This window comes from Grimontia sedimenti (assembly GCF_011045095.1).
In the GTDB taxonomy this organism is placed as follows: domain Bacteria; phylum Pseudomonadota; class Gammaproteobacteria; order Enterobacterales; family Vibrionaceae; genus Enterovibrio; species Enterovibrio sedimenti.
On the sequence record NZ_JAALDL010000001.1, the window covers coordinates 183,746 to 210,257 of the forward strand.

A 26,512-nucleotide genomic window follows, 5' to 3' on the forward strand; every position below is an offset into this window, starting at 1 on the left:
CGTGATCCGAATAGAACTACATACGTTAATTGGCAAACTTAACCAGCAGACCAAACTGGCGCTGGAGCAAGCGGGCGCGCTGAGTATTGAGCGACAAAATCCGGAAGTGACAGTAGAGCATTTGCTTTTCACTTTGTTGGATAACCCGTTATGCGACGTACGCGTATTGCTGAAAAGCGCGGAAGTGGACCATATACACATTCGTCAACTGACGGGCGATGCACTGAGCCGCGAAAATGTGCCGGAAAATACGCCGTCGTTTTCTCCGCTGCTGGTTGAACTTCTTCAGGATGCATGGCTTCTGGGATCAACTGATCTGGGTCATTCAGAAATACGCTCGGGTGTTATTTTCCTCGCGGCACTTATCCGCCCGGATCGTTACTTGCCGCTGAACCTTATCCGTCAGCTTGAAAGCGTCAATCGCGAAACGATGAAGAAGCATTTCGCGCGACTGACAGAAGACTCCGCGGAAACAGCGGTCAAAGCGGATTCAGCCAAAGGAAAACAAGCGGTACCTGCTGAAGCTGAAACCGCACTGGCGAGATTCTGTACCAACTTCTCGGCAATGGCCAAGCAAGGTGAACTCGACCCTGTGCTTTGCCGTGATGATGAAATTAATCTGATGATCGACATTCTATGTCGTCGCAGAAAAAACAACCCGATTGTCGTTGGTGATGCTGGTGTTGGTAAAAGTGCCGTTGTAGAAGGTCTTGCACAGCGCATCGTTGATGGCAACGTGCCGGACTCGCTGAAAGGCATCGATCTGATGTCCCTGGACTTGGGTTTGCTGCAGGCGGGCGCTTCTGTAAAAGGTGAGTTTGAAAAACGCCTGAAAGCCATCATTGATGAGGTAAAAACCTCTCCGGTTCCTATCATTCTTTTCATCGACGAAGCCCACACCATGATTGGTGCAGGTGCACAGGAAGGTGGCGGTGACGCGGCGAACCTGTTGAAGCCAGCTCTGGCACGTGGTGAGCTGCGAACCGTCGCGGCAACCACATGGAAAGAATACAAAAAGTACTTTGAAAAAGACCCAGCATTGAGCCGTCGCTTCCAACTGGTGAAGCTGGACGAGCCGAATGTCGAGCAAGCAGTGGATATCATGCGCGGTCTGCATGGCGTTTACGAAAAATCCCACCAAGTGCTGATCAGTGATGACGCGCTGGTGGCAGCGGCGGAGCTTTCCGAGCGTTACGTCTCTGGCCGTCAATTGCCGGACAAAGCCATCGACGTGCTTGACACCGCCTGTGCACGAATCGCGATTAACCTTAGTTCACCACCGCGTCGTCTGGCAGAACTGGAAACTCGCACTATTCAGCGTCAACGCCAAATCGATATGTTGAACCGTCAGGCAGAGCTTGGCTATGACGTAGACGAAGCGTTGCTTGCATCACTCGAAGCTGACGAAGCAAAAGATCTCGAAGAGCAGGGAGCTTTGCGTGAAGCATGGCGTGTTCAGAAAGATCTGGTTGCTGATGTGATTGAAAAGCGTCAGCAGATTCTTGCGGTGCCATCAGAAGATGAAGAGCCACTGAGCGACGAGGATCGCGAAGCCATTCGCAATGAGCTGCGCGGTTTGTATGCCGAACTTGAATCCATTCCGCACACAGAGCGCTTGGTACATCCCCACGTGGATGCACAGCAGATCGCCGAAGTGATTGGTGATTGGACGGGCGTTCCTGTTGATCAGATGAACACTGATGAGTTGAGCCGTATTACCCACCTTCCAGAACTGCTGGGTAATGAAATCAAAGGGCAAGATGTTGCGCTGGAAGTGATTCACCGTCACTTACTGACTGCACGAGCAGACCTGCGCCGTCCAGGTCGTCCGAAAGGGGCTTTCTTGCTGGCCGGGCCAAGTGGTGTCGGCAAAACCGAAACTGTGGTGCAACTTGCCGAACTTCTCTATGGCGGCAAGCAATTCCTGACCACCATTAATATGTCTGAATATCAGGAGAAGCATACCGTTTCACGTCTGATTGGTTCGCCTCCGGGGTATGTAGGCTATGGAGAAGGCGGCATCCTGACGGAAGCTATCCGAAAAATGCCTTACTCCATCGTGCTGCTTGATGAAGTAGAAAAGGCGCACCCGGAAGTGTTGAACCTCTTTTATCAAGCGTTTGATAAAGGTGAACTGGCGGACGGCGAAGGCCGCGTGATTGATTGCCAAAATGTGGTGTTTTTCCTCACTTCGAATCTGGGCTATCAGACCATCGTCGATTACGCAGAGCAACCGCAACTGCTGGAAGAAATGCTGTACCCAGAACTGGCCGCCTTCTTCAAACCAGCACTGCTGGCGCGGATGGAAATTGTGCCTTATCTGCCACTTAGCGGCGATACGCTCAATGCCATTATCAAAGGCAAGCTAAGCCGTTTAGTGAAAGTGTTTGCCCAGCGTTATGACGCGGAAACCGAAATTGACGATGCGCTGGTGGGCGAAATTCAACGCCGTGCTACGCGCTCGGAAAATGGCGCCCGCATGCTTGAAGCAATCATCGAAGGTCAATTGCTGCCGCCAGTATCGTTGGCTTTGCTCAATAAGCTTGCCGCTAGAGAGCCTGTGCAGCGCGTTTATCTCACCGCAGAAGACGGCGAGTTTGTCAGCGAGGTGGAATAAGCAATGGCAGATTGGCTTTCACTGGCAGCAACACTTTCTGGTATCCGTGATCAGCAAACGCTCGCGGACACCTTTGTTGATGCGCTGAAATCAAACCTGCAGATCAGCAACGTGTGGGTCATGCTACCTTGCCAGCAGGGTAGAAAGCTGTGCGCCAAGGGTAATGGCCAACATTTTGACTGGGAAGTGGACGATTTCAGCCATCCGTTTGCGCATGTTTTCCAATCCTCATCAGCCATGCTGCTGGATCCAACCAAGTTAAATTACTGGCAGGAAAATGCGGTTTTCGTTGAGCTCATGAATCATCGCAAACGCGGTGAAAGTGTCTTGGTGATGCCGCTTCCGCCGGGCGCGAGAAAAACCAAAGCGATTCTGACTATCACAGGTTCATCCCATCAACTGAGCAGTTTGCTGGCTGATCCTCAGTGGCAAAGCATTTGCGAGATCTTTATTAACCAAAGCCAGACTATTCAGGATTTGGGTGAAGAGCATCGCCAGATTTCAGCGCTGAGTTCATCCATCAAGCGTATTCGCAACGATGAGCAGAAGCGCGAACAAGCTTATGAGCTGAAAAACGTATTGATTGGCGAAAGCCGACTGATGCAGGAAATGCGAGAGAAAGTCGTTACTGTCGCGCAATCTTCGTTGAACGTGCTGATTTGTGGCGACACAGGAACAGGTAAAGAACTGGTTGCCCGCGCGGTACATGAACTTTCAGACCGCAAAGGAAAGCCGTTTATCGCCATCAATTGCGCGGCGATTCCTGAAAATCTTCTGGAAAGTGAGCTGTTTGGTCATGCGAAAGGTGCATTCTCTGGTGCTGATCGCGCCAAGCAAGGACTGATTGCTGATGCGCAGGGCGGCACATTGTTCCTTGATGAAATCGGTGACATGCCGTTGGCACTGCAAGCCAAGCTGCTGCGTGTGCTGGAAACCCGTACCTATCGCCCTGTGGGCGCTTCCAGCGAAGTGAACGCAGATTTCCGCTTGGTAGCGGCGACACATGTGGCGATGGAAGAAAAAGCCGAAGAGGGCAGTTTCCGTCGAGATCTTTACTACCGTCTGAATCAGTTCCCGGTCTTCATGCCGGAGTTGAATATCCGCAAAGAAGACGTCCCTGAGCTTTGTAAACACTTCATTGCTGAATACAACAAGCAGGCAGGTGTACACATTGCTGGTATTCGCTATGCCGCGCTGGATTTGCTGAATCGACATAGCTTTCCTGGGAACGTACGTGAATTGAGAAACCTCATTGAATACGCCTGTGCGCTAACGGCGAATGGTGAAGAAATTACCCCTTCAAGCTTTAGCGGGCGTGTGTTGCAGCAAACCAGCCCAGTCGCCGCGAATTCGGATGATGTGAATTCTGAAAGTTATATCGGCGTGGATATTGATGACATCAACAACCTCAAGGCTGCTGTTCAGAACTTCGAAAGCAGCGTGATTCGCTATCGTCTGTCCAGTTACGGCGGCGATCGCTCAAAAGCAGCGGAAAGCCTTGGCTTACCCAAACGTACTCTCGCGCATAAGTGCCTGAAAATGGAGATTGACTGACATGACGTACCGACCAATCTCTTTGTGTGTAGTGGCGGGACTGGCGCTTTCAAGCGCAAACACGCTGGCAAACGAGACTGACAACAATGCACTGATTCAAAGCGCCTCAGAGTGTGTGAACATTTCCGCTAGGCTCGACCGATTGGCGTGTTTTGATGAGGTGTTCAAAACCCCTGTTTCTGGTCAGCCAGAAGCTCCTGTCATTGTGCAAAAACCGGAAGCATGGGAACGCGCAAAACAGAGCGAATCTGAGCGAAATGAAGATGAAACCGGTTTTGCGCTTCGCTATGCCAATCGGGCTGAACCTAAATCTGGTATTTGGATGACAGCGACTGCATTGCCTGACAGAAACCAGAAAAAGAATGAAATGCCCATTCTGATGTTCAGCTGTATCGATAATATCAGCCGGGTTGAGTTGATACTGCCAACCGCAACATCTGAGGGTAAAGCGGAAGTAATGGCGTCTGCAGGTTACAGTGTCACTCAGCGTTGGTTAAGCGATGATACTGGCAACATCATGCGTGCGGGTCGTGGCATTCCAGCTATTGATGTGATGAAGGCATTAATGTCCGGCCAACGCGCGGTACTTCGCTCTGATTTGGAGGCGATCGGTAACCTGACGTTTGATACTGCCGACTTGCGCGAGAGCATCAAACCCATGCGCCAGACATGTCGTTGGTAGAGGAGCAAATCATGGATATGCAAACCTACCGAGAAAGAGTCGCTAAGCCGATTGCCGGAGAAAATCCGGTCGGTGAACGTCTGCTTGACGATGCACTGTTGGACTTTGTTGAAACCCAAATGATGAAAGTCGGCTCACTTTCTCACGCAGAAGTGCAGTGGGGGGAAGCTGAGCAAAGCGCGATGAAGCTGATTGAGACGCAAACCAAAGACCTCAAACTGCTGACTCATCTTCTGCAGTGTTTGCAGTATCAGTCTTCACCGGAGCGTTTCACTCTATCGGTGTTTATCCTGGCGGATTTCATCGCAGCTTATTGGGAGACTTGTTATCCCGCTCCCGGCCCGCGTGGTGTATTGCCGCGTCGTAAGTTCTTTTCCCAGATTGTCCAGCGCACTGAGAAAGCGGCTGAGAAGCTCGACTTCTCCATGTTCGATATCGATCAGAAAGAAGACGTGGAGAAAGCGCTGAAAGAACTTGAAGCGGCGGCAGAAGAAAAAGATCTGCCGACAGAAGGTGTGTTAGATATCGCTTCCTTGCTGAAACGAAAACTGGCAAATCCAGAGCCGCAAGTTCAACAGGCACCTTCATCTGCGCCCTCTGAAACGGCGTCCTCGCCAACCAGTGCACCTTCTCCGAAACTGGAGATAGATGGTAGCTCTGACCGTGCAGTCAAACAAACGCTACTGAAAGTGGCTGAATTTGTCTCCGAGTTGGACGGCGGCATTGCATTGGCACTGCGTCTTCGTCGCTTTGCCGTATGGTTCTCTATTACCTCTGCGCCGGATGCCGAGGCGAACGGTGAAACACAGCTTATGCCAGTCTCGGCAGATCGCATTTCAGAATATGAAGATCAGCTCAGCCGAGGTGCGGATCACGCGCTTTGGCGCAAGGTAGAGCAAAGCCTCACTGTTGCTCCTTACTGGATTGACGGTCATTTTCTCAGTTATCGCATCGCGCTCAAACTCGGCAACACAGAGTGGGCAGATACCATCGCATCGGAAGTGCGTAGTTTTGTTAAGCGTGTGCCTGCAGTGGCTGAACTTAGCTTCAAAGGCGGCATGCCTTATGTCGGCGAAGAAACACGTCGTTGGCTGGATGAAGGTGAGACCACAAGTACGGGCTCAGCAACCACCTCAGATTGGGATGGAAAGCGCAAAGAAGCGTTCACCCTCGCAGATGAAGGCGGCCTGTCGGTGGCGTTAGCCATGCTCAATGATGGCCTATCAACGTCTAAAGAACCCAGAGACCAGTTTTATTGGCGCATGCTCTCAGCAGATGTCATGAAGCGTCACAACCTTTCTGCCATGGCAGATCAGCACTACCACCAACTTTTAGAGCAGGCCAACCATACCTCGCTCACCGATTGGGAACCCGCATTGATTCAACGTTTAGAAAACATTGCGAAGTCATAATTTAAGCAGGGATCGAAAGAAATGTTCAGCAAGTTAAAATCGCTTCTTCTGAAAATGCTACCCGCCATGAAATCGGCGTTACCTATATTGCTGGTGGCCATTTTCGTCTTGATCAATGTCGCGATATGGTGGGCGGGTCCGTGGCTTAAAATTGACGAGAGCCACCCACTGGAGCCTGTTACAGCGCGCCTTATTACCAGTGTAATTTTCTCTCTTTTCTGGCTGGCGGTTTGGGGCTTTTTGCAATGGCGAAAACTCAAAGGCTACCATGCAGATCAGGCGCGTGAACGTCAGCTTCAGGAAGATCCGATTCAACGCTATGAAGAGCGTCAGGAAGCTGAACTCAATCAGGTGATGACTGCACTGCAAAAGAGTCTGAACAAGCGAAACTACCTGTATGCTTTACCTTGGTATTTGGTTTTGGGGCCAGAGAATGCAGGTAAAACAAGCCTGATTAACCGTTCAGGTCAGAACTTTGTTTTCTCATCGGTCATGCGTGCATCGGGCAAGAAAAGTGAAAATCCGTTTTCCTTCGACTGGTGGATTGGTGATGACTCGGTACTTATCGACCCTGATGGTGAGCTACTAACCCAACGTGCAACCAGCAGCGATGGTGAAGGGGAGATGGAGCGCCGCCTCTGGATCCACTTTGTCAGATGGCTTGAAAAAACGCGAAGCCGCCGCCCGTTAAACGGTGTGGTGATTGCGCTGGATGTGGCAAAGCTTGCCACTGCAACGACGACTGAGCGCCGCGCACATGCAAATCTGATCCGTGCTCGCCTGCGTGAGCTAATGGAAACCCTTTCTACCCGTCTGCCTGTTTATGTATCGCTGACTAAGCTCGACCTGCTTCACGGCTTTGAACCCTTCTTCCGTAACTACTCCAAAGCGGAGCGTGAAGAAGTCATGGGCTTCACTTTCACGTTGGATTCAGTGGACGATCTCGATAGCTGGCTGAATGAATTTGATAAAGACTTCGGGCAGTTTGTCGAACGCGTTAACAAGATGCTGCCGACAGCCCTGATGCAGTGTTTCGATGGTGAAGATCGCACTGCAATGTACAGCTTTAGCCGTCAAATGGCAGGTCTGCATGATGTGTTAAAGCAGTTCCTGCAAGATGCATTTGGTAGTGACCAGTTCTCTACTTCCGCACTGGTGCGTGGGGTGTATTTTACCTCTGTGTATCAGCAAGGTGTGCCGACCAATGCGTTTATCGATTCTGCCTCACGTCGCTACGGTATTTCTCATGCGGTGAATACGGCACAAAACGCAGCAAACTCCACGACTTACTTTACTCAGAATCTATTCAATAACGTGATTTACCCGGAAGCAGGCTTGGCGTCGGATAACTTCCGTGTCGCTAAAACCAAGCGCCGCGTGATTATGTTGTCGGCCGTTGCCTGTGGTATCGCGTCACTTCTACTGATCGGTTCCTGGCACAAGTACTACCTGAAAAACGTTAAACAGGCGGATGCAGTATTAGCTAAGGTTAACGAATACGAGAACAACTATGCGTCTGAGGCGATTATCGATAATGGCGTCGATATCCTCGCGCCGTTGGATACGATTCGTCAGGCCACTCTGGAGTTTGGTTTTTTCCGTGAAAAACCGAAATTCATTTCTGACTTAGGTTTATATCAAGGCCACGTCATTGGGCCACAAGTCGAAAGCACGTATCTCAGCCTGCTTGAAAATCGTTACTTGCCAGCTTTGATGAAAGTGGCAGCTGCCGATGTTGTTGGTGCAGACGATGACGAGAACAAACTGGGTTCGTTGCGTGTTTTCCGCATGATGACGGACGATGATGGTCGTTATCAGAACATGGTGCAGAACTACTTTGCCAGCAAGTGGCAAGAACAGTACGAAGGCGACCGTGAAACACAAGAACGCTTGATGCAGCACTTGGATTACGCGATGGAACACACCGATCTGGTGGGTGATCGTATTGATGGACAGGAAGACGCAGAGCGGGTACTGGCGCCGTACGATGGACTTATATACAACGCTCAGCGCGAACTGAGCCGTATGCCAATCGAACAACGTGTTTACCGTAATCTCAAGCAAGCATCGACGGCGATTTTAGGCTCTCCAATCAATTTGGCGACCTCTATCGGTCCTGTGTTTGATGTGGTCTTTACTGAGCGTGTTTCGGAAGCGAACAACCTTGATATTCCGCGTATCCTGACCAAGAAAGGTTTTGAAACCTACTTCATTCCTGAATCAGATTCTGTTTCAGAGCTGGCGCTGGTAGATAGTTGGGTACTGGGGCAGGTTGAATCGATAGATTTCTCTGATGAAGATAAGCGCGTATTGAGAGATAAAATCCGCAGCCTGTATGTGGCGGATTACTCGGATACCTGGCGTCGTGCGACCAACGATATCGACGTGAAATCTTTCCCGGATATCTATAACGCTGTGCTTGTGCTGGAAAGCATTACAGGTAACAACCAGCCTCTGCATCGCTTGCTTGAAGAAGTCACGGATAACACAGACTTATTCCCGGCCTTGCCTGAAGGCGACGCAGCAAAAGAAGAGTTGATTAAGTCTCCACGCTATCGCGTCGCAGCGATGGTTGATAACCAATTTTCTTCACTGAATGGGCTTTCGGAAACCGAACCGGGCAAACCGATTTACCTTGATGAAGTGATGGATGCGGTCACCCAATTGACTGCATACATGAAGTCAATCAACGATGCTCCGGATGTTGGTAAAGCGGCATTGGACGCGACTAAAGCGCGTCTCTCACTGAATAATTCTGACCCTATTTATGTGCTTCAACGCATCGCATCCGGCATGCCACAGCCTTACGACATCATGCTGAAAAAACTGGCAGATGAGAGCTGGTATGTGATTCGTCAGGAAGCGATTCGTTATCTGGAAGTTCGTTGGGCGGCAGATGTATTCAATCCATTCCAAAGCAAACTCGCTTCGCGTTACCCGTTTAACGTGCGTTCGTCTAAAGATGTGGCGTTGGAAGACTTCGAAGCTTTCTTTGCCCCTAATGGCATCCTGAATAACTTCTACGAAAGCAACCTGCGAATGTTCCTTGAGGACACAGGCGAGTTTACTTCAGAAGAAGGGGACAAAACCCTTATCCGCCAGGATGTGTTGAACCAAATTGACCGTGCAAGGGCGATTCAAGGTGCATTCTTCAATCGCAAGGGCGTGCTGGATGTCGAGTTCACGCTTGAGCCGATTGAGCTGAGCGCGAATAAAAGACGTTCTGTCATCAACATTGATGGTCAGTATGTTGAATACAGTCACGGACCACGCAAAAACGTAGGGTTGGTCTGGCCAAATACACTTCGTGAAGCTGCGGTCAGCAAAATCACTCTGGTTCCTGTGGCAGCGAATGCTTCGCCAAGAGGGATCAGTATTCGAGGACCTTGGGCGTTTTTCCGCTTGCTGGAACAGGCCGAGGTTGTGGGTTCAAGCTCAACCAGCGTTGATTATCGCTTTAACATTGACGGTGGAAACGTGATGTACCGTCTGCATTCTGAAGCAGACAGCAATCCGTTTACTGCGTCGATATTCAGAGGATTCAACCTGTCGCGGACCCTATATTAACGACAATAAAATCAAGCCACCAAAGGTCAACTGACTTTCGGTGGCTTGAATATAAAAACAAGGACAAACACAGTGTCGCAGTGGATGTTGACGGACATCGATGGCGTAAAACTGGCAGAAAATAGCGCAAAACTGCGGGACTCTTCTGACTACCAGAAAATACGCAGCGAGATAAACCGACGCTTTAACCCGCTTGCTGGCTCGACGGACTGGACCAAGGTTCGTGAGCTTTGTGAAAAAGTAGCGACAGAAGAAGGGGCAGATCTTCTCGTTGCTATCTACTTCACCGTTGCCTCGATGAAAACGCAGGGCCTATCTGGATTTGCCAACGGCTTGGAACTTCAGGTGGCGGTGTTGCGTGCACCTGACGATGAGAACATGCCTCATGCTAAACGTGCTGAGCTCTATCGCTGGATGCTCGGACGCATCGGCGAGGAGGTTCGCGCGATTCAGCCAAGTATCGGTCAGCTTCGTGATTTATACCGTTGTGAGCGTGCCCTTGAAGCGATAGACAGAAACCTTTCCAAAAATGGCGGAGGTAAAGTCGATGATTTGGATGTGCTTGGCTTTACTGTCTTCGAGCATATCGATCGCTTAGAGCGTCAGAGTAAAGGTGTTGCAATCGCGCCACCTCCCGTTGAGGTAGAAGTGAAAAAGCAAAACGCCAGTGCACTCATTTTTATGGGTGGTCTGGCCGTTGGTGCGGCACTGCTATATGGATTGTTGGAAGTGCAGGGCAGCGCAGAAACGCCTCTTTCAACCCTGACCATTGCCGGCGCTGAACCCAAGGTAATTTCCTTGGAAGAAGCACAGTCAATCCGTGCGGAATATGGCTCTCAGGCTTTGAAGGAATATCAGTCACAGTTGCTTCCAAGTTACGCAGATAAAGTCTCGATACTCACAGCATCGAATATTGGCGATAACTATGCAGCGGGTATGGAGTACGCCGACAGTCTTCAATTCCTTTTCCCTGATACGCCGGAAGCGGAACAGGTTGCCAAGTCACTTCAACACTGGCAGTCAGGACTGGTGGCAGAATTTGATGCAATGAATGAGAAGTTCGAAACCGCCCGAACCCGGGCTGCAAATATCAGCTTGTATGCCAAAAGTGGTCGAGCAGACCAGGTTCAAGCCCTCGCCAGAGGATTGGAAAACTACGCGATTAGTTTGTCTCCGCTCGTTGCCCGCATTTCTTTTGCTGAAAAACTGATCAGTGATGGAGAAATTAAAAAGGCAAAAGAGGAGTTGGATATTGTTGATAAGCAATTGAAAGCTCTGGTGATGAAGAAAATGTTGGTGAGAGAGACGTTGCCTGAGCTTGCGCAAACAGGAGCTGAAAAAGAATAGGGAGCCATTTGGCTCCCTCTGTTTTCAATGGATTGTGTTATTGAACTGGCGGTGTCACCTGAGTGACGGTATTGATTGCCAGCGGATCACGGGTCGGTTTTGGTAGGTTGAGTGCTTTAACCGCTGCAATACCTGCATCAGTAATACCGCCAGAGTATTGCGGTTCGGCGATACCCGGCAGAATGTTCGCAACAACACCCGGGTTCCAAGCCTGGAAGAATTCAGTCAGATCAGTTTGAGCAGCATAAGAGGCACAAAGCATCAGGTTGTCGCTCTTACCCAGCTTTGAGTCAAAACAGGCGTTGGTGCCGCTGACTATCAAGTTTTCTTCTGACGAATTGCGGCTTAAGCGGTGCATCAATGTGTAGAAATTGAAACCGTTCATGTCTTCGCGATCGGAATAGAAGGCTGGAATTTCACCTTCCTGATACCAGCTCGACAAAGTGAACTCGGTGTCTGCCCATTCTTTTAGCTGTGCAAACATCAGCAGGCGTTCACCCGCACCGCCAGCTCCCCAGGCATGTCCATATTCAGCTTTTACGAAATCCGGTGCGATACGGATATCAGCAGCCACACGTGGCATATATCCAAGGTGCTTCTGTTGCATATATAGGCCGAGCACGTTGTTGGCCACTTCAGTAGCACCCTCAACAGTGAGCGGTTGTTCTGCGGCATTGTGCCCGACTTCATGCCAAATCAGCCAGTTGTTCAATGGATCTGTTGGGATGTTTTGACTGTTCGCGTTGAAGCTGCTGTTCATGACCGGATAGCCGGAGTGGGCGGCACCTATGCTGATGGCAACGTCATTCACAAAGGCGTGTCTGTTGTTGTCGCGTTCGGCATGGGTGACGGCTTTGTTACTGGTTCCAGCCAAGCCTTCATCACGGGCATAGAAGTCATTCAGGTCTTGAGCAAAAGTGTCTAAGTCAGCAGCGAATTGTTCAATGCCGCCTTCAATATTGGCTGCATTCAGATTCGCTTTCGGTGCTGTGTAGACAAAGCTGTCTGATACCACATCACCAATTGGTGCTGGGGAATCTTGGTCATGCACCCAGCCACCTTTAGCTGCGTCATACAAAGGCGCTGCGACGGTGCCTTCGAACTTGATATCAACGCTTTCGCTATTGCCGCCTGAGACATAGATCAGGCCGCCATAAGGAACAGTAAAGGTACCGACCGAATCTACGGTAAAGCTCTTTTGCATGCGCGGTGGGCGTTTCAGTGCCAACTCGTGTTTTTCGCGACCTGTCAGATCATCGTGGAGACCGACGATGACCGTTACGGGAGTTGTGTTACCAGATACGGTGACGGTGAACGGCTCATGAGCGACTGCCCAATGACCTGTTGCTTGACGGTTACCCGCATAGTAGGCGACAACCTTATTGCTCATATCTAGCGTTAAAGCTCTTCCGGCTGTCCATCCATCAGGTTCCCCGGGGAACTGGCGGATATCCACTTTTACGGCATAGTCCCAGAATGAGCGACCCAGCATCAGACGTGTCAGCGGTTTTTCCATGTAGTTCAGCGGGTAACTTGGATTCATCATGCCGCTGTATTGGTTAGCATCAGAACCGTAAACCATTCCCATGTCGATTAACTGCTTACCCAGATCTTCCGGACATTGCGTGCCTGTTGCACCTTGGTTTTCGGTGTAACAGTTCAAGAACTGGGTGAACCGTTCGAAGCCTAACTCGTCATCAATACCTGATTGATAGCGATAGTCGAGGTCATTCCAAAGCCACACTGACATATTGCTGTATATGCGGTTTAGATCGACGCTGCTTAAGCGTTCGCCTTGGTTGCCGCTAGTGCGGAAGTAGCGTTCATGCTGATATAGGCGTTCAATGTTGGTGCCTAGATCAGCTGCTTTGATCATGGCTTTCGCTTCTTCCGTGCCCAAATCCAGCTTGGAGTAGATAGGGCGTGCCATACCTCCTGTCAGTGGAATGCCATTACCCGGGCGATACTCGAGGCAGTTGATCTCATAGTGGTAGTTTGGCAGCGAGCATTCTTCGTAAGTACGTTTACCGTTGATGGCGAACTTATCCAGTAAATCATCAATAGCTTTACGAAGCGATTTTGTATCGACAACTGGCTCACCGTTGGATACATCAATTTTTCCGTTGTCATCGCGAACAAAATGGTCTTCTTCCCGGATAAACGCTTTAACGGTTACATCGTTACCTTCGGCATCTTTATCCATGTAGTAAGCGGTTTCGAGACTTGGTGTGCCATCCGGTTTGTTTTCCAGAATATGGTCCCAGGTGACATTGCCCTCTTCGTCGATATTGTAAGGCAGTTTTGGTTGTTCACCTTCTCCACCAGTAACAGCGGCATAACGCTCAATGATGTAAAGGCCATACTCGCGATTTGAGCGCACGCGGTCAGCATATCCATCGTTTGGTCCATTGCCGTTTGGTACAACAGATTCGCCCATACCAAACGCAATACCGGCTGCATCCAAAAGTCGACCCAGTTCACCTGCATTATTGGTCGCTCTGACGGTTTCCATTACCAGAATGCTGCCGCCTTTGGTTACGTACTCAATCAATGCGTTTACGTCTTCTTGTGACAGTTTCGGACTGGCCGTATTGGCGGTATGTGGTGGAAGGTAAACATCTCCCGTTCTACCGTTGTAATCAAAGCCGTTCAGTATCAGCAGCGGCATGTCGGCAGGGTTTAGGTTTTCAAAGCTACTGAGTTGAACCGTTTCCGCGTTAAATTCTTCAGCTATTTGATACTCAACTTGGTGGCCCAGCGTGATGCCGGCCCGCGTGAAATATACATGAGGAATATTGGTACCTACCTGAATGCGTTCGCCAGCCTGACGATTAGTGAGGTAGCGAATGACGTTGTTGAAGAAATGCTTCATGTCATCGCCATCTTTCTCGCTGGTGCATTCTGTGCCGCCATTCCATGAATAGTTGGTTGGGCAAACCAGAATCGAGTTGTAGCGGGCATTACCCATCACCATGATTTTACCTTCACCCAACTCGCCAATACTGACGAACGGTAGGCCATAGGTAGCGGTGTTTTTGCCCGCTAAATCAGGTGTCACTTGAGAAGGCTTTTCGGTGATGTACGCGAGGCCTCGTTCGTCATAGGCTTTCTTGTCACCAAAGGAGATCCAGTAGTTGTTGTCGTTACGCGCCATCATCACCGGGAAGGCCGTATTACTGATGTTAACGGCAGCCTGACCTCGAGCAGTCCCAACACTGCCATAGAACCATGTGGCATCAGCGAATACGTGGAACTTTTCCACCTTGTCCCAACCTGCTTCTATACCCCACAGTTTGTTGATGTCAGCTTCGATGTTGGCTAAATCGTCAGTGACAACACGCACTGTTTGCGTTGATTTAAAGCGGTATGTGTGAGTGTTACAGGAGGCACCACAGATCGCCTGATCGATTTGAGCGGCAATACCAGTTTCAAACTGTTCTTCGAACTCTGCAGGGACAACTTTTGATGTCCCGTCACCGATGAAAAGCTCAGTATCAATGTCACTCAATGAGAGTGAAATCGCCTCGTTAATGACGTTTGGATATTGGGCAAAAATGCCAGTGACGCTATCGGTCAACACTAATGTCTCAGACTGCTTTTGTGCGTAGCGCTGAACCAGTGATTCGGCATTTCGCCCGCGTTGTTCAACACCAAGGTCGGTCAGTAAAAACTCGGTTTTGTTGCCACGGAACCCGCCCAACTCAAAGGTGTCGATACCAAAGGAGATAGCATCTCCCCATACGAATTCAAATTCGCCAAGCTCATTGGTTTTTCCGCGTGAAGATCGGCTGAAATAAGAAAGCCCCTGAACAGGCAAACCAGCTGAATCTCTAATGACAGCTTTAGAAAGGATGACTTCAGCAGGCTTGTACTGATAAGCCTCTTCCGCATTGGCAGAAACAAAACTTGCGTTCAGGTTGGTTGATGTACCTGGAGACACTTCCGGTTCCACGTCTGGAATATGGGTTGATGGAAGTTTGTCGACAAGGTTTTCTTCAGCAGGTTTCTCAGCGATAAGTTGGTCAAACTCTTCAGCAGCCAAAGTCAGATCATTTTCATAGATGGCAGAGAATGCCAGCTTATCCTGAGTGGTGGTCAGTGAAATATCGATTTGGTTGCCGTGCGAGGGAGAAACGGTATTCAGAAGGGCAATGGCATTGCGTGCCTTTTCCGGTTGGTTTTCAAATTCAATGGCATCAGCAAGGTTTAGCCGATGACGCGAGGGCGAGATAGTGGATGAACGTGTTGGGATATCGTCAAATACGTTGTCGAATGTCGCCAGCACTGTGCCTTCATAATCACAGGTGATCACGTCATTTTGTGAGAATTCAAACTGATCTGCGGGCGCGCCGTTACAGGTGATTGAATCACCAAATACGCGGTTTCCGTCTAATGAAAACTCACCTGCAATCATTGGGTCTGGAACGCCGATTTCCGGCAAACCATCAGGCCCCTCACCAGGCAGTGCGGGAGATGGGATTTCGGTTTCTATATCAGGCTGAACAAACTGGGTGTCATCGTTACAGCCAGCAAGCGCTGCAAAAATCAATACTGAGAGTAGCTTCTTTTTATGCATTCTTGTTCTCTTAAACCGCTGTGCGGCAGTCGTTAAACTTTTAGGTCTACGTAATAAAAACGGCACGTTTTACTTCAAAATTAAACATCAGACGAGAACTAATTACGGGAATCTGAATGAATGCACTCTTTATGTCCATATTGAAGAGTTAAGCTTCGCAATTAAATGTAAATGTTGCAGATTAAGAATTTATTTTCGATGGCTTTTTACTCTTCATTGATGATGATTTCATGATCTTTGGTGCTGAAAAGGTGAATGAGTGATATTGGCTAAACAGTTTTTCGTGATGTAGGCAGCAATCTGGGAATATATTCGTTGAGCAATATGGTATATGCGATTTTTTGCGCTAGTGGTTTCTATAACTATCTGTAATATCTAAACAATTGATATTTTACTTAATTAAAAGTTATAAAAATCGAGGGGATCGATGTCTGTTCTAGAAGCTGAGCAACAAATAAGTGACGAGTCGAATGAGAGTGCAGAACAAACGAGATTGAGAGATAAAGTCCGTCAAAAATGGGCTCGAATGATTGCTGTTGTCTCCATCGTCGCTATTGCCTTAGGTGGCTTAAACGACACTTTTGATGCGATTGAGAAAATCTACAACCTAACACTTTCTCAATTTACCGATATTCCGTCGCACAATAAGCTGAATCGAATTTACATTCGAGCTTCTGAAGGCGTGCTCGAAGAGACGTTTGGTGCGCCGGTTTATATCAAAGAGAATAAGAGCGGAGAGCAGATAAAGTATTATCACGATAGTCGGTTCATCTTATCTGTGATTACGAAAAATGGCGCCATTGCCGCGTTTCTTGTGTTCCCCGAAGATGGGTTTATTCCTGATACACGTGAGCACTCAGGTGGTGAGTTACTGATGGAGCGTGTGCTTTCAAACAATGAAGAAGTGATTGATATTCGGGTGAGCTATTCACGTTCGGTCAGTTATTATTTGGAAGAAAACCCAACGGGTGAATACAGCAATTTATATAGTTCTGTTGCTGGCTTTAGTGAATATCACGAGCCTCTGGATATTGAGAAGAGGAGGCTGTTATTTGAGCTTTCTGACGCCATTATTCTTGAAGAGTACATCAAAGAGAAAGCCGTCGCTTTAAGGGAAAATGTCACGCCAAATTTTTACGGATATAGCACGCAAGGTCTAGAATCGTTAGAGCAAGCGATTTTAACATTGACGGAATATCGCTTGATTAGCAAACAATAAAGAAAGGAGCCCGCGTTACGCGGGCTCTTTTCTTTATATCTATTAAAAACTCAACGACGCACCGAATACAAATGCATTGTTGGTGTTATCACCTTGGTTGCGATACTCAAAGTATGGCTGAACACCGTTACGGGTCCAGGTTGCGCGAAGCTCGTGGTCCATGCTGTGGTCTTTTGCATCGCCTTTAGCATCGTAGTCACCAGCATACATGTACACATTGTTGTAGCTTAGTGCGACATCGCTGTTTACCGCGTATGCGATACGGGTGTCGAAGCGCCAGTCGGTGTCATTACCACTTTCTTCATGGATGTGAGCACGGGTACGGTTGCTGATCTGCACGCCGTTATCGAAGTTGTATCCGATTTTCACCAATGGACGGTACTGGATTGTATCGCCTTCATGCAGAAGGTGCTGGTAACCTGCAGCGACCCAAAGGTTTTCGTTGATGTTGAAGGACTGTTCACCGCCAAGCGTTACGTATGCAGAATCAGCGTCGTATACTTCGCCAATCTGAATGCCGTCAAACTCTGTATAGAGGGTAAAACCACCCATATCGTTGTTAAAGGTATGGCCTGCTTCTAATGTTGAAGTGGCATCTGAACCATGCATTTTGTCGCCATGACTGTGGAACTGCAGGTTACCGGTGACGTAAGAAGAAGCCATAGCGCCTTGAGCCATAAAAAGTGCGGCAGAAGCAATAACAACACGTTTCATAAAATATCTCCTGAATGGGATTAAACAATCCCAAAAGTTAAACGGGGCTCTTCGCGCTATTTCTGAGGGATGGTCGGTGCGTAAAATGAGTGACCACCACGCTTATATTTATCAGCCGTCAATAATTGTTTAGAGCTGTAAATCCCTGCGTTTTTCTTTCCCTTGTAAATAGCGAGACAATCAGAGCACCCAAGCGTTAAAAACGAAAGTTGGGTCTAACAACTTGTTTCGTATGCAAAGTAATGGATGAAACTTAACGCTTCCTGAATAACTTTTCGGTATTGGAGATACTATAAATCTGTGAATTACCTCACCTTAAAAGCGAAGCGAAAATTGATGAGTGTCATTGGTGTTGGAAGGCGATGTGTGGTTTGAGAACGCGGGAATACCCCAAATATGAAGTACAAAAAAGGCCAGACGTCTGTCTGGCCTTTTTCCCAAAATTTGCTGAATCCTGCATCTTAGGGATGTTTTGGGATAGGGTTATTCGCGAATCAGTAATTGCCCCAACTGACTTTTACGCTGTCGCCAGAAGATTTTCGGCGCGATTGGTTGGGTTTGCGACTATTCGGTTTGTTTGCATTCCCTTTGTTGCCATTGCTGTTCGCATTGCCAGCGCGGCGTGGCTTACCTTCACCATTGTTCGTGCGATTGCCAGTATTGTTACCCGCTGGCTTTTGGCCTTGCTGTCCGCCATTACGAGGCTTACCTTTATACGGCTTTTTCTTCTGTGGCGCTTTATCAGTTTTTGGCTGACCGTCTTTGGCTTTTGCTGTGCCGGATTTTGGCGCCGCCTTTGCTTCACCATTTTGTGCTTTTGGCTTCTTAGGCTTTTTCGGTTTCTTTGGTTTGATAGGGCGAGTATCCAGCGCTTTTTCTGACAGCGCATTGGTTGGCTTGAAGCCTTCCAGTTCCTCACGGCGTAGAAGCTGCTGAATCAGACGCTCGATGCCAAACAGATCGTCCGCTTCATCCACACACACCAATGAAACCGCTTTGCCAGGCTCACCCGCACGACCGGTACGGCCAATTCGGTGAACGTAATCTTCAGCAACATGCGGAATTTCAAAGTTCACCACTTGTGGCAGCTGTGGAATATCGATACCACGGGCAGCAATGTCGGTTGCAACCAGCACGCGAACATCTCCCGATTTAAAATCTGCCAGCGCTTTGGTACGGGCGCTTTGGCTTTTATTTCCGTGAATCGGTGCGGCGGTAATGCCTTCATCGTTCAGGAAGTGGGAAAGCTTGTTGGCGCCGTGCTTGGTGCGGGTGAATACCAGTACCTGTTTCCAGTCGCCATCTTTAATCAGCTTTGCCAGCATCGCCGGTTTCTTTTTCTTGTCCGCAGGGTAAATCCACTGCTCTACAGTGCGTGCTGTTGAGTTCGCAGGTGTTACTGAAATCTCGACAGGGTTGTTCAGCAGACCTTTGGCCAGATCGCGGATTTCATCTGAGAAAGTCGCAGAAAACAGCAGGTTCTGGCGGTTCTTCGGCAGCAGGTCGAGGATCTTTTTAATGTCGCGGAAGAAACCCATGTCCAGCATGCGGTCTGCTTCGTCCAGCACCAGTACTTCAAGTTGCGAAAATTTCACTGCGTTTTGCTGGTACAAATCAAGCAGACGACCTGGTGTTGCCACCAGAATATCTGTGCCTTTACGCAGGTTCATCATTTGCGGGTTAATCTTCACACCACCGAAAACCACGCTGGAGCGCAGACGAAGGTGACGGCTGTATACTACTGCGTTTTCGTGGATTTGTGCAGCCAGTTCGCGTGTTGGCGTTAGGATCAGCGCACGAATATGGTTTGGACGAGTACGCGAACCTTCGCTCAATCGCTCAAGGATCGGCAGCACGAAGCCCGCAGTTTTACCTGTACCAGTCTGCGCAGCGGCCATGACATCCTTTCCTTCCAGAACAGCAGGGATTGCCTGAGCCTGAATTGGAGATGGCGTGTCGTAACCTTTTTCCTGAATAGCACGGAGGATTGGCGCAGAAAGACCTAGATCGGTAAAACCCATAAATTAACTTCTCGGTAAGTGAGTGCCCAAAAGCAGGCTTGGTCGGCAAGTGTGCCGAAGACTGGGACAAAGGGGCGCTATTCTGCGCTTTTACCTTGGATAGGGCAATGAATATATGAAAATGGCTGGATTAGGTATATGTATGTGACGATTTACGCCAAACATCAATCGTAAATACTGGCACTGCATCAAGGATAAGACGTTGACGATCAGTGCGCTAGATATACTCAGTTGAATATCCATCCGGACCTATCCTATGCAGAAACCTTCCCATTTACTTATCGCATGCAATGAATGTGGATTAGTTTCTGCCATTCCTAATATGGAAGGAAGCAGTAAAGCGAGTTGTCCTCGATGCGGGCATACGCTGGTTCGTCAGGTGGAAGGCAGTCCGGCGAAAGTGCAGGCTTACGGTATTTCCTGTCTGGTTATGCTCACGCTCAGTTGCGTATTTCCTTTTATGTCTTTCAGTGCCAGTGGTATCAGCAACAACATTTCGTTGATGGATGTGCTGGAGGTTTTTCATACCTTTGACAACAATGCTCTCGCTGCCATGTTGCTCATCACAATCATTGTTTTGCCAGCCATATACATCAGTCTGGTGATGTTCCTTTTTCACGTTGCCAGCAAATCTTCAAAGGGAAGGGGTGTCAACACACGGCCTTCACTGTTGAAACAACTTAGCCGCTTGGTATTTCGCGTAGAGATTTGGCTGCTGGTAGACATCTTTCTGGTGGGGGTAATTGTCAGTCTGGTGAAGATTGCCGCACTGGCAGACGTTGAGCTGGGCGCTGCTTTCTGGGCTTACTGTGCTTACTGTGCGCTGGTGGTGTTTTTCTCCCGGGCGATTGATAAAGAATGGCTTTGGGAAAACCTGTTTCCCTCGTATCCCACCGGCAAAGTGAAACCGGGAGACACTCATCTTTCTGGCAACCATGTTGCCTGTCGGGTGTGTCAGCAAATCAACGACCCACACCACAAGCATTGCCAGCGTTGCGACAGTCGATTACACCCATACAACCCCGACATGAATATTGGCTGGGCATGGTCATTTCTTATCAGTGCGATCATCTTCTACGTGCCTGCCAACCTTTACCCCATGATGTATACCGTGAGCCTCGGCAGCACCGAACGCTCAACCATCATGGATGGAGTCATTCTGCTTTGGAACCTCGGTTCTTACCCCATAGCGGCCATTATTTTTATTGCGAGTGTTTTCGTGCCGATGACCAAAATGCTCATCATGATTTGGCTATTAAGGGCGGAAAAGCAAGGGAAGGAAGATGACACTAATGCGTTGAAGAAACTGAAGTATTACCGATTTACCGAATTGATTGGCCGCTGGTCGATGATTGATGTGTTCGTTGTCGCCATCCTTTCTGCGTTGGTCAACTTAAAGGGTTTGATGAGTATCAGCCCTGGCCCCGCCGCATTTTATTTTGCCTTGGTGGTTTTCTTTACCATGTGTGCCGCTTTGATTTTTGACCCTCGTGTGTTCTGGGGCCCACTTAGACACCGTGACCATGCGGCAAGCCCACCAGTCTTACCAAGCGCTGCACAACCACAAGAATAAGAGATAAAAACGTATGAGTGAGGAAGAACAAGTCACCGCTACAGTGAAAAAAGGACGCTCATTTTCCGCAGTGTGGATTCTGCCATTGGTGTCTCTCGCGGTCGGTATTTGGATGTTTTATCAATACGAAAGTAATCAAGGCACCTTGATCACCTTACATGTTCAAACCGCTGACGGACTGGAAGCAGGGAAAACCGAAATTCGCGCCCGTGATGTCAAAGTTGGCGTGGTGACAGACGTTCAGCTTAATGAAGATTATTCAGCCATCGTTGTTAAAGCGAGGATGGACAAAAGTGCGGATCGCATGTTGCGTGAAGATGCCACATTCTGGGTGGTGAAACCACGCATCGGCAAAGAAGGGGTATCGGGCCTTAGTACCTTACTTTCTGGGGCATACATCGCCCTACGTCCTGGCGTGTCGGAAGAGTCTCAGGATACCTTTACCGTGCTCGATATTCCGCCGATTGCCCCACCAGATGCCAAGGGGTTACGGGTTGTCTTAACGTCGCCAAGAGCAGGGAAGTTGTCAGTGGGCGACCCCGTGCTTTTTGAAGGTTACACCGTTGGTCGGGTAGAGAGGGTTGGGTTTGATTTGGAAAAAGAAAAGGCGACCTATCAGCTTTTCATCTTCCAGCCATACGATGCGCTTATCCAGAGTGAAACCCGTTTTTGGTTAACGTCAGGTCTGGATATTCGGCTCAATGCCCAAGGCTTTGCGGTGCAAATCGCCTCTCTGGAGTCACTGGTCAGCGGCGGCGTGAGTTTTGGTGTGCCTGATGGGCAATCAAAGGGATATCCCATTACAGAGCAGATGACCTTGTTCAAGCTCTATGACGACCTGAAGCAAGTTCAGGAGCAAATGTTTGATAACTACATAGAGTACGCCTTGCTTTTCAGTGAATCAGTCCGCGGGTTAAACCCCGGCGCACCCGTGGAATACCGGGGTATTCGGATTGGTACGGTGGAGAAAGTGCCGCTGCATCTGACAGATAAAAAACGGGGCTTTGCGTCCAAACAAATTCCTGTACTTATTCATATTGAAGTCGAGCGGATCCTTGAGCCGGACGTTGAAATCACGCCGTCAGAGTTGAAAGAGGCCTTTGCAGCCGAGTTCAAACATGGCCTGCGTGCCACGCTAAAAACCGGCAACCTACTGACTGGAGCGCTGTATATCGATACGGATTTCTATCCCGATGAAGCCAACAAAACGTTTCAGACGACTTACCGGGGCTATAACTTCTTTCCGTCTGTTTCGGGAGATTTTGTTCAGTTCCAACGGCAGATTGGTGGCATTCTTAACAAGATCAACAAGCTCCCTGTCGAAGGTGTGCTGAGTTCCCTTGAAGAAACACTGGATGCTTCCCAAGAAACCATGGCGACACTGAATTCTGCGGGTAAAGAACTGGATAGTCTGATTCAGCGTCTCGATGGCTTGCTTGCACAGGATGGTGCCCAAAAGCTTCCTCAAGAGCTGAGGGATACACTGGAAGAGCTTCAGCGAACCTTGCGTGGCTTCAATCCTGACTCGGAGTCCTACCAAAAACTGCAAGAGGCGCTGACAGGTTTCAACGATGCTATGGATGGATTCAGTCCGTTAATGAAGAAGCTTAACCAGAAACCAGACTCTCTGATTTTCGGTGAAAGCCAGTTGTCAGATCCAATTCCAGTGAAGGGAGAGCGCGAATGAGAAAATCATTGCTTAGTTGGCTATTCGTCGTGGTGATAGCGGGGTGTAGCAGCGCGCCTGACACCGCAACCACAACGTATCTCTTGCCTCAAGCGGAATTGAAAGAGGCAGTGTTGCGAAAAGAACAGCCCATCTTGCTAATCCAGCCTGTGAAAGTTGCGGGCTATTTAGCAGGAGAGGGAATTGCCTACCAAACGTCACCCTCCGAGATTGTTGTTGCGCAAAATAACCTCTGGGCTGAAAGCCTTTCCCAACAGGTGACAGAACGTTTGGTTAATCAACTGCGTACGCCAAAAGCAAACTATTGGCCAATGTATCCGAATGCTTCTTTGAACAGTGCAAAAATGCCTAGACTCCAACTCAACATCAGCCGGTTTGATGGTGATTACCAAGGTAACGCAACCGTGGCAGGAGACTGGGTGTTGGTGGATGGCAACGGCGACATCGTTCAATCCCAAACCTTCTTCGCGCAGTCGCCATTAGAACAAGAAGGGTACCAGGCGCTTGTTAATGCACTCTCCAAAACGCTGGATAAGGTCATAGGTACATTAGGCTTTGACTTATCTAAGGCAAAAATCGGGCAGTAGGCGCGCTGTCATCCAAATGTCATAATTCATCCCCAAGATCCTGCACCGAAAAATAGAATTAGGGAGATTCGGATGACACATCCAACTTGGGAATTGCCAGTGGAATCTGGCGCTTTGATTTTGACCCCTTGCCCGGGAACCAAAGACTTGTCACTGTTGGAAAGCCTTCAACAGCTTAAAGCGCAAGGTGCGGTTGCTGTTGTGACTGCTATCAACGAAGAAGAAATGGCGTCAAAAGGCGTCGAGCAACTGGGCGAACTGGTTCAAGAACTTGGCATGAAATGGTTCCACATTGTTATCGAAGACGATGAAGCACCAGACGCTACTTTCATGGAAAAGTGGCAAGCCAGCCAATCAGAATTGCACCAAGCCATTGCAAATGGCGATAAGGTTGTCATGCACTGCATGGGCGGTTCAGGCCGCACCGGTTTATTGTCTGCTCACCTTCTGCTTGAGCGCGGTTGGGAGTTACAAGACATCATCCGTGATATTCAGGCATTGCGCCCGGGTGCCTTCACCAAACAGCCTCAAATTGACTATATCCACGCCTTTGTGAATCAATAATCTTGCAAAAAATGACTCCGAACAGCCGAACACAAGGGCTGTTCGGAGATATACCCAAACAACTCAATCGTACGAATACTTTCCTTCTCTGTCTGAAAAAACATACCGCGCAAGTCAAGCGACACTATTTTTGTTTAAAAAAAGCGCATCAGATATAAGAACGATTACATTTTTGCTAATACTCTGAAAACTGGTGTTTAAAACGCTCGTGCTTTTTTGACGCTTTCGCCCACATGACCAACCCTCTCTTGCTTTTGCGACACACTGTCACGCAATAGTTAGCCATCATCCTTTGTGTATTGCAGCACTGATACTGTGTCTGTGGTGGCATATTCTGAGCACGGCGATTTAGTCAAAATGCTGAAAGAGTATTGTCAGACCGCTGTGCCGCTCCCAACGCCAATTCATACGAGTTCTGCCATGGTTGAGGAGGTCACTCATGCCCGTTGCACTGACATATCCCGGCGTTTACATCCAGGAAATTCCCAGCGGCAGCCGCTCCATCAGTGGTGCTGCCACATCTATCGCTGCGTTTGTTGGTGGCTTTTCACGAGGGCCGATAAACACGCCCGTGCGCATGTTCCATGTCGGAGATTTTGACACCCATATGGGCGGCGTTCATACCACCAGTGAAACCAGCTATGCAGTGTCGCAATTTTTTACAAATGGGGGCGGTGAATCCTATGCTGTCCGTGTTGGAGGAGGAACCAATGGCAGCGTGTCGGTCGATAGTTGGAACGGCAACACGACACTGGTTTTTAACGCCGGGCGTCAATTTCAGGGAGAGCCTGTTGAAGACCCCGGCGCGTGGAATAATCACATTCGTATTGATGCCGATTACCTGACCACAGATCCCACATCACTGTTCAATCTTTCAGTGACCGAAATCAGGCACGTAGATGGTCTCGAAGTGCCCGTGCGAAACGAGACTTACCGCAATGTGTCTATGGTCGCGACCCATCCTAGGTTTGTGCAAAGTGTTGTCAATGACAACTCGATGATGGTTCAAATTGCGGACTTTGCCGGCACAGACATGCCTGCGCCAACGGGTTACTACTCTGGTACACAGACAGTCGCAAATTACGCCGCAATGGCTGACAACAACACCATGGATATCGATCTGGGTGATGGCGTTACGCGTTCAGTTGTTGTTGACGCGACGACGAAACCGACAACCATCGCTGGTGCTGCGCTCATGCTGCAGAACGCGATTAGAGATACCCATCCTGCGGATCCGCTGTGGGCGCAATGTCAGGTCGTTGCTAGGGGTGACCGAATTGCCGTTTACACTGGACGCAACAGCACCGCTTATCGAGCTGGTCACATGGTGTCAATTACCGATACGGCAGGGGACTTTGCAGTGACTACCGCTTTGGAGGGCAGTGCAGAGGCCAACGTACAGCAATACGCCATGAATACGGCTGCAGCAGCAGGATTTCAGACCGCACAAACCGCGGGCGCTGATGGTGGCGCACCGACGGCAGCCCAATTGCGGGGTAACCGCAATGCCCGAACAGGTATATACGCGCTGGAAGATGTCGATATTTTCAACCTTCTGCTGATACCGGAAGCGTCAGATCTGAACAACGGTAATGTCGCGGACATGTCGACCGTGATTAGTCCTGCGATCGCTTACTGCGAAGAACAGCGGGCATTCTTGCTGATTGACCCGCCAGAGAACGTGAACAGTGCGGAAGGAGCGATTGAATGGTTGGATGAAGTCGCTGGGGCAGGGCTTCGTCACCGTAACACAGCTGCATACTATCCCCGCGTTCAAGTACCGGATCCTAATAACGACAACCGCTTACGGACTATCGCGCCAAGCGGAACTGTCGCTGGCGTCTATGCCCGCCGCGATTCGGAAGCGGGGATTTGGACCGCAGCAGCAGGTATCACTGCCAGCCTTCGCAATGTGATTAGCTTCAATCACAACCTCACCAACAACGAGATTGGTCTGCTTAACCCCATTGGTTTGAATTGTCTTAGAAACGGCGGCATCAGCGGCAACATCGTCTGGGGGGCAAGAACGTTGCGTGGCGCAAATGAGCTCGCCTCCGAATGGACATACGTACCCGTTCGGCGCACGGCGCTTTTCATCGAAGAATCCCTGTTCCGCGGTTTGCAATGGACCCTGTTTATGCCCAATGACGAACCGCTGTGGTCAGAAATTCGCATCGCGGTAACCAGCTTCATGCAGGGACTTTTCCGCCAGGGTGCATTTCAAGGGAGCTCACCGGATCAAGCCTTCTTCGTCAAATGCGATGCGGAGACGACTACTCAGGCAGATATTGATGCCGGCATCGTCAACGTACTGGTGGGCATGGCGCCCCTTAAACCTGCGGAATTTGTTGTTGTCAGTTTCCAACTGATGAACAACAGCGGCAGTTAATCT

Annotated in this window: 15 protein-coding genes; 12 read left to right on the forward strand and 3 right to left on the reverse strand. The window is 49.3% G+C overall.

Going from position 1 to position 26,512, the window contains the following annotated elements; genetic code table 11:
• Window position 1: 1 nt before the first annotated feature.
• The 6 genes from tssH (at window position 2) to G5S52_RS00875 (ending at window position 11,179) form a co-directional block, all read left to right on the forward strand.
• Complete coding sequence (gene tssH, locus G5S52_RS00850; RefSeq protein WP_165011386.1) at window positions 2-2,617, forward strand: type VI secretion system ATPase TssH; 2,616 nt, start codon at window positions 2-4, stop codon at window positions 2,615-2,617.
• A gap of 3 nt (window positions 2,618-2,620) precedes the next feature.
• The gene (locus tag G5S52_RS00855) at window positions 2,621-4,171 is read left to right on the forward strand and encodes a sigma-54 interaction domain-containing protein (RefSeq protein WP_165011387.1); all 1,551 of its coding nucleotides are present in this window, start codon (window positions 2,621-2,623) and stop codon (window positions 4,169-4,171) included.
• A 1-nt stretch (window position 4,172) separates the two neighbouring features.
• Window positions 4,173-4,853, forward strand: coding sequence for a type VI secretion system-associated protein VasI (vasI, locus tag G5S52_RS00860; protein ID WP_205743726.1), 681 nt, complete (start codon window positions 4,173-4,175; stop codon window positions 4,851-4,853).
• Window positions 4,854-4,864: 11 nt separating this feature from the next.
• Window positions 4,865-6,265 carry a type VI secretion system protein TssA gene (tssA, locus tag G5S52_RS00865; RefSeq protein ID WP_165011388.1) on the forward strand — a complete coding sequence of 467 codons (1,401 nt, stop codon included), beginning with the start codon at window positions 4,865-4,867 and terminating at the stop codon, window positions 6,263-6,265.
• Between the two features lie 21 nt (window positions 6,266-6,286).
• Window positions 6,287-9,832, forward strand: coding sequence for a type VI secretion system membrane subunit TssM (gene tssM, locus G5S52_RS00870; protein ID WP_165011389.1), 3,546 nt, complete (start codon window positions 6,287-6,289; stop codon window positions 9,830-9,832).
• Window positions 9,833-9,904: 72 nt separating this feature from the next.
• A complete protein-coding gene (locus G5S52_RS00875) occupies window positions 9,905-11,179 on the forward strand; it encodes a type VI secretion system ImpA family N-terminal domain-containing protein (protein ID WP_165011390.1) in 1,275 nt (424 codons plus the stop codon).
• Between the two features lie 37 nt (window positions 11,180-11,216).
• On the opposite strand, the gene G5S52_RS00880 is transcribed toward G5S52_RS00875, so the two are convergent.
• Window positions 11,217-15,755 carry an SslE/AcfD family lipoprotein zinc metalloprotease gene (locus G5S52_RS00880; protein WP_165011391.1) on the reverse strand — a complete coding sequence of 1,513 codons (4,539 nt, stop codon included), beginning with the start codon at window positions 15,753-15,755 and terminating at the stop codon, window positions 11,217-11,219.
• 427 nt (window positions 15,756-16,182) lie between these two features.
• On the opposite strand from G5S52_RS00880, the gene G5S52_RS00885 reads away from it, so the two are divergent.
• Window positions 16,183-16,974 (forward strand): ETEC_3214 domain-containing protein, encoded by a 792-nt coding sequence (locus G5S52_RS00885; RefSeq protein WP_165011392.1) that lies wholly within the window; start codon window positions 16,183-16,185, stop codon window positions 16,972-16,974.
• A gap of 42 nt (window positions 16,975-17,016) precedes the next feature.
• On the opposite strand, the gene G5S52_RS00890 is transcribed toward G5S52_RS00885, so the two are convergent.
• Together G5S52_RS00890 and G5S52_RS00895 are read right to left on the reverse strand one after the other, a co-directional pair.
• A complete protein-coding gene (locus tag G5S52_RS00890; RefSeq protein WP_046303138.1) occupies window positions 17,017-17,688 on the reverse strand; it encodes an oligogalacturonate-specific porin KdgM family protein in 672 nt (223 codons plus the stop codon).
• Window positions 17,689-18,182: 494 nt separating this feature from the next.
• Window positions 18,183-19,709, reverse strand: a complete 1,527-nt coding sequence (locus tag G5S52_RS00895; protein ID WP_165011393.1) for a DEAD/DEAH box helicase — start codon at window positions 19,707-19,709, stop codon at window positions 18,183-18,185.
• 256 nt (window positions 19,710-19,965) lie between these two features.
• On the opposite strand from G5S52_RS00895, the gene G5S52_RS00900 reads away from it, so the two are divergent.
• The 5 genes from G5S52_RS00900 (at window position 19,966) to G5S52_RS00920 (ending at window position 26,509) form a co-directional block, all read left to right on the forward strand.
• On the forward strand, window positions 19,966-21,282 hold the full coding sequence (locus tag G5S52_RS00900; RefSeq protein WP_165011394.1) for a paraquat-inducible protein A: 1,317 nt from the start codon (window positions 19,966-19,968) through the stop codon (window positions 21,280-21,282).
• Window positions 21,283-21,295: 13 nt separating this feature from the next.
• Complete coding sequence (gene pqiB / locus G5S52_RS00905; RefSeq protein WP_165011395.1) at window positions 21,296-22,969, forward strand: intermembrane transport protein PqiB; 1,674 nt, start codon at window positions 21,296-21,298, stop codon at window positions 22,967-22,969.
• Window positions 22,966-23,556 (forward strand): PqiC family protein, encoded by a 591-nt coding sequence (locus G5S52_RS00910; RefSeq protein WP_165011396.1) that lies wholly within the window; start codon window positions 22,966-22,968, stop codon window positions 23,554-23,556. Before pqiB ends, G5S52_RS00910 begins: the two co-directional genes overlap by 4 nt.
• A gap of 72 nt (window positions 23,557-23,628) precedes the next feature.
• The gene (locus G5S52_RS00915; protein WP_165011397.1) at window positions 23,629-24,120 is read left to right on the forward strand and encodes a phosphatase domain-containing putative toxin; all 492 of its coding nucleotides are present in this window, start codon (window positions 23,629-23,631) and stop codon (window positions 24,118-24,120) included.
• Between the two features lie 439 nt (window positions 24,121-24,559).
• Complete coding sequence (locus G5S52_RS00920; RefSeq protein ID WP_165011398.1) at window positions 24,560-26,509, forward strand: phage tail sheath C-terminal domain-containing protein; 1,950 nt, start codon at window positions 24,560-24,562, stop codon at window positions 26,507-26,509.
• The last annotated feature ends 3 nt before the right edge of the window (window positions 26,510-26,512 follow it).

Bases quoted from the DNA above. Each gene is read 5' to 3' on its own strand.
- G5S52_RS00855 (WP_165011387.1), top strand. From the start codon at position 2,621: ATGGCAGATTGGCTTTCACTGGCAGCAACACTTTCTGGTATCCGTGAT.
- vasI (WP_205743726.1), top strand. From the start codon at position 4,173: ATGACGTACCGACCAATCTCTTTGTGTGTAGTGGCGGGACTGGCGCTT.
- tssA (WP_165011388.1), top strand. From the start codon at position 4,865: ATGGATATGCAAACCTACCGAGAAAGAGTCGCTAAGCCGATTGCCGGA.
- tssM (WP_165011389.1), top strand. From the start codon at position 6,287: ATGTTCAGCAAGTTAAAATCGCTTCTTCTGAAAATGCTACCCGCCATG.
- G5S52_RS00880 (WP_165011391.1), bottom strand. From the start codon at position 15,755: ATGCATAAAAAGAAGCTACTCTCAGTATTGATTTTTGCAGCGCTTGCT.
- G5S52_RS00885 (WP_165011392.1), top strand. From the start codon at position 16,183: ATGTCTGTTCTAGAAGCTGAGCAACAAATAAGTGACGAGTCGAATGAG.
- G5S52_RS00890 (WP_046303138.1), bottom strand. From the start codon at position 17,688: ATGAAACGTGTTGTTATTGCTTCTGCCGCACTTTTTATGGCTCAAGGC.
- G5S52_RS00895 (WP_165011393.1), bottom strand. From the start codon at position 19,709: ATGGGTTTTACCGATCTAGGTCTTTCTGCGCCAATCCTCCGTGCTATT.
- G5S52_RS00900 (WP_165011394.1), top strand. From the start codon at position 19,966: ATGCAGAAACCTTCCCATTTACTTATCGCATGCAATGAATGTGGATTA.
- pqiB (WP_165011395.1), top strand. From the start codon at position 21,296: ATGAGTGAGGAAGAACAAGTCACCGCTACAGTGAAAAAAGGACGCTCA.
- G5S52_RS00910 (WP_165011396.1), top strand. From the start codon at position 22,966: ATGAGAAAATCATTGCTTAGTTGGCTATTCGTCGTGGTGATAGCGGGG.
- G5S52_RS00915 (WP_165011397.1), top strand. From the start codon at position 23,629: ATGACACATCCAACTTGGGAATTGCCAGTGGAATCTGGCGCTTTGATT.
- G5S52_RS00920 (WP_165011398.1), top strand. From the start codon at position 24,560: ATGCCCGTTGCACTGACATATCCCGGCGTTTACATCCAGGAAATTCCC.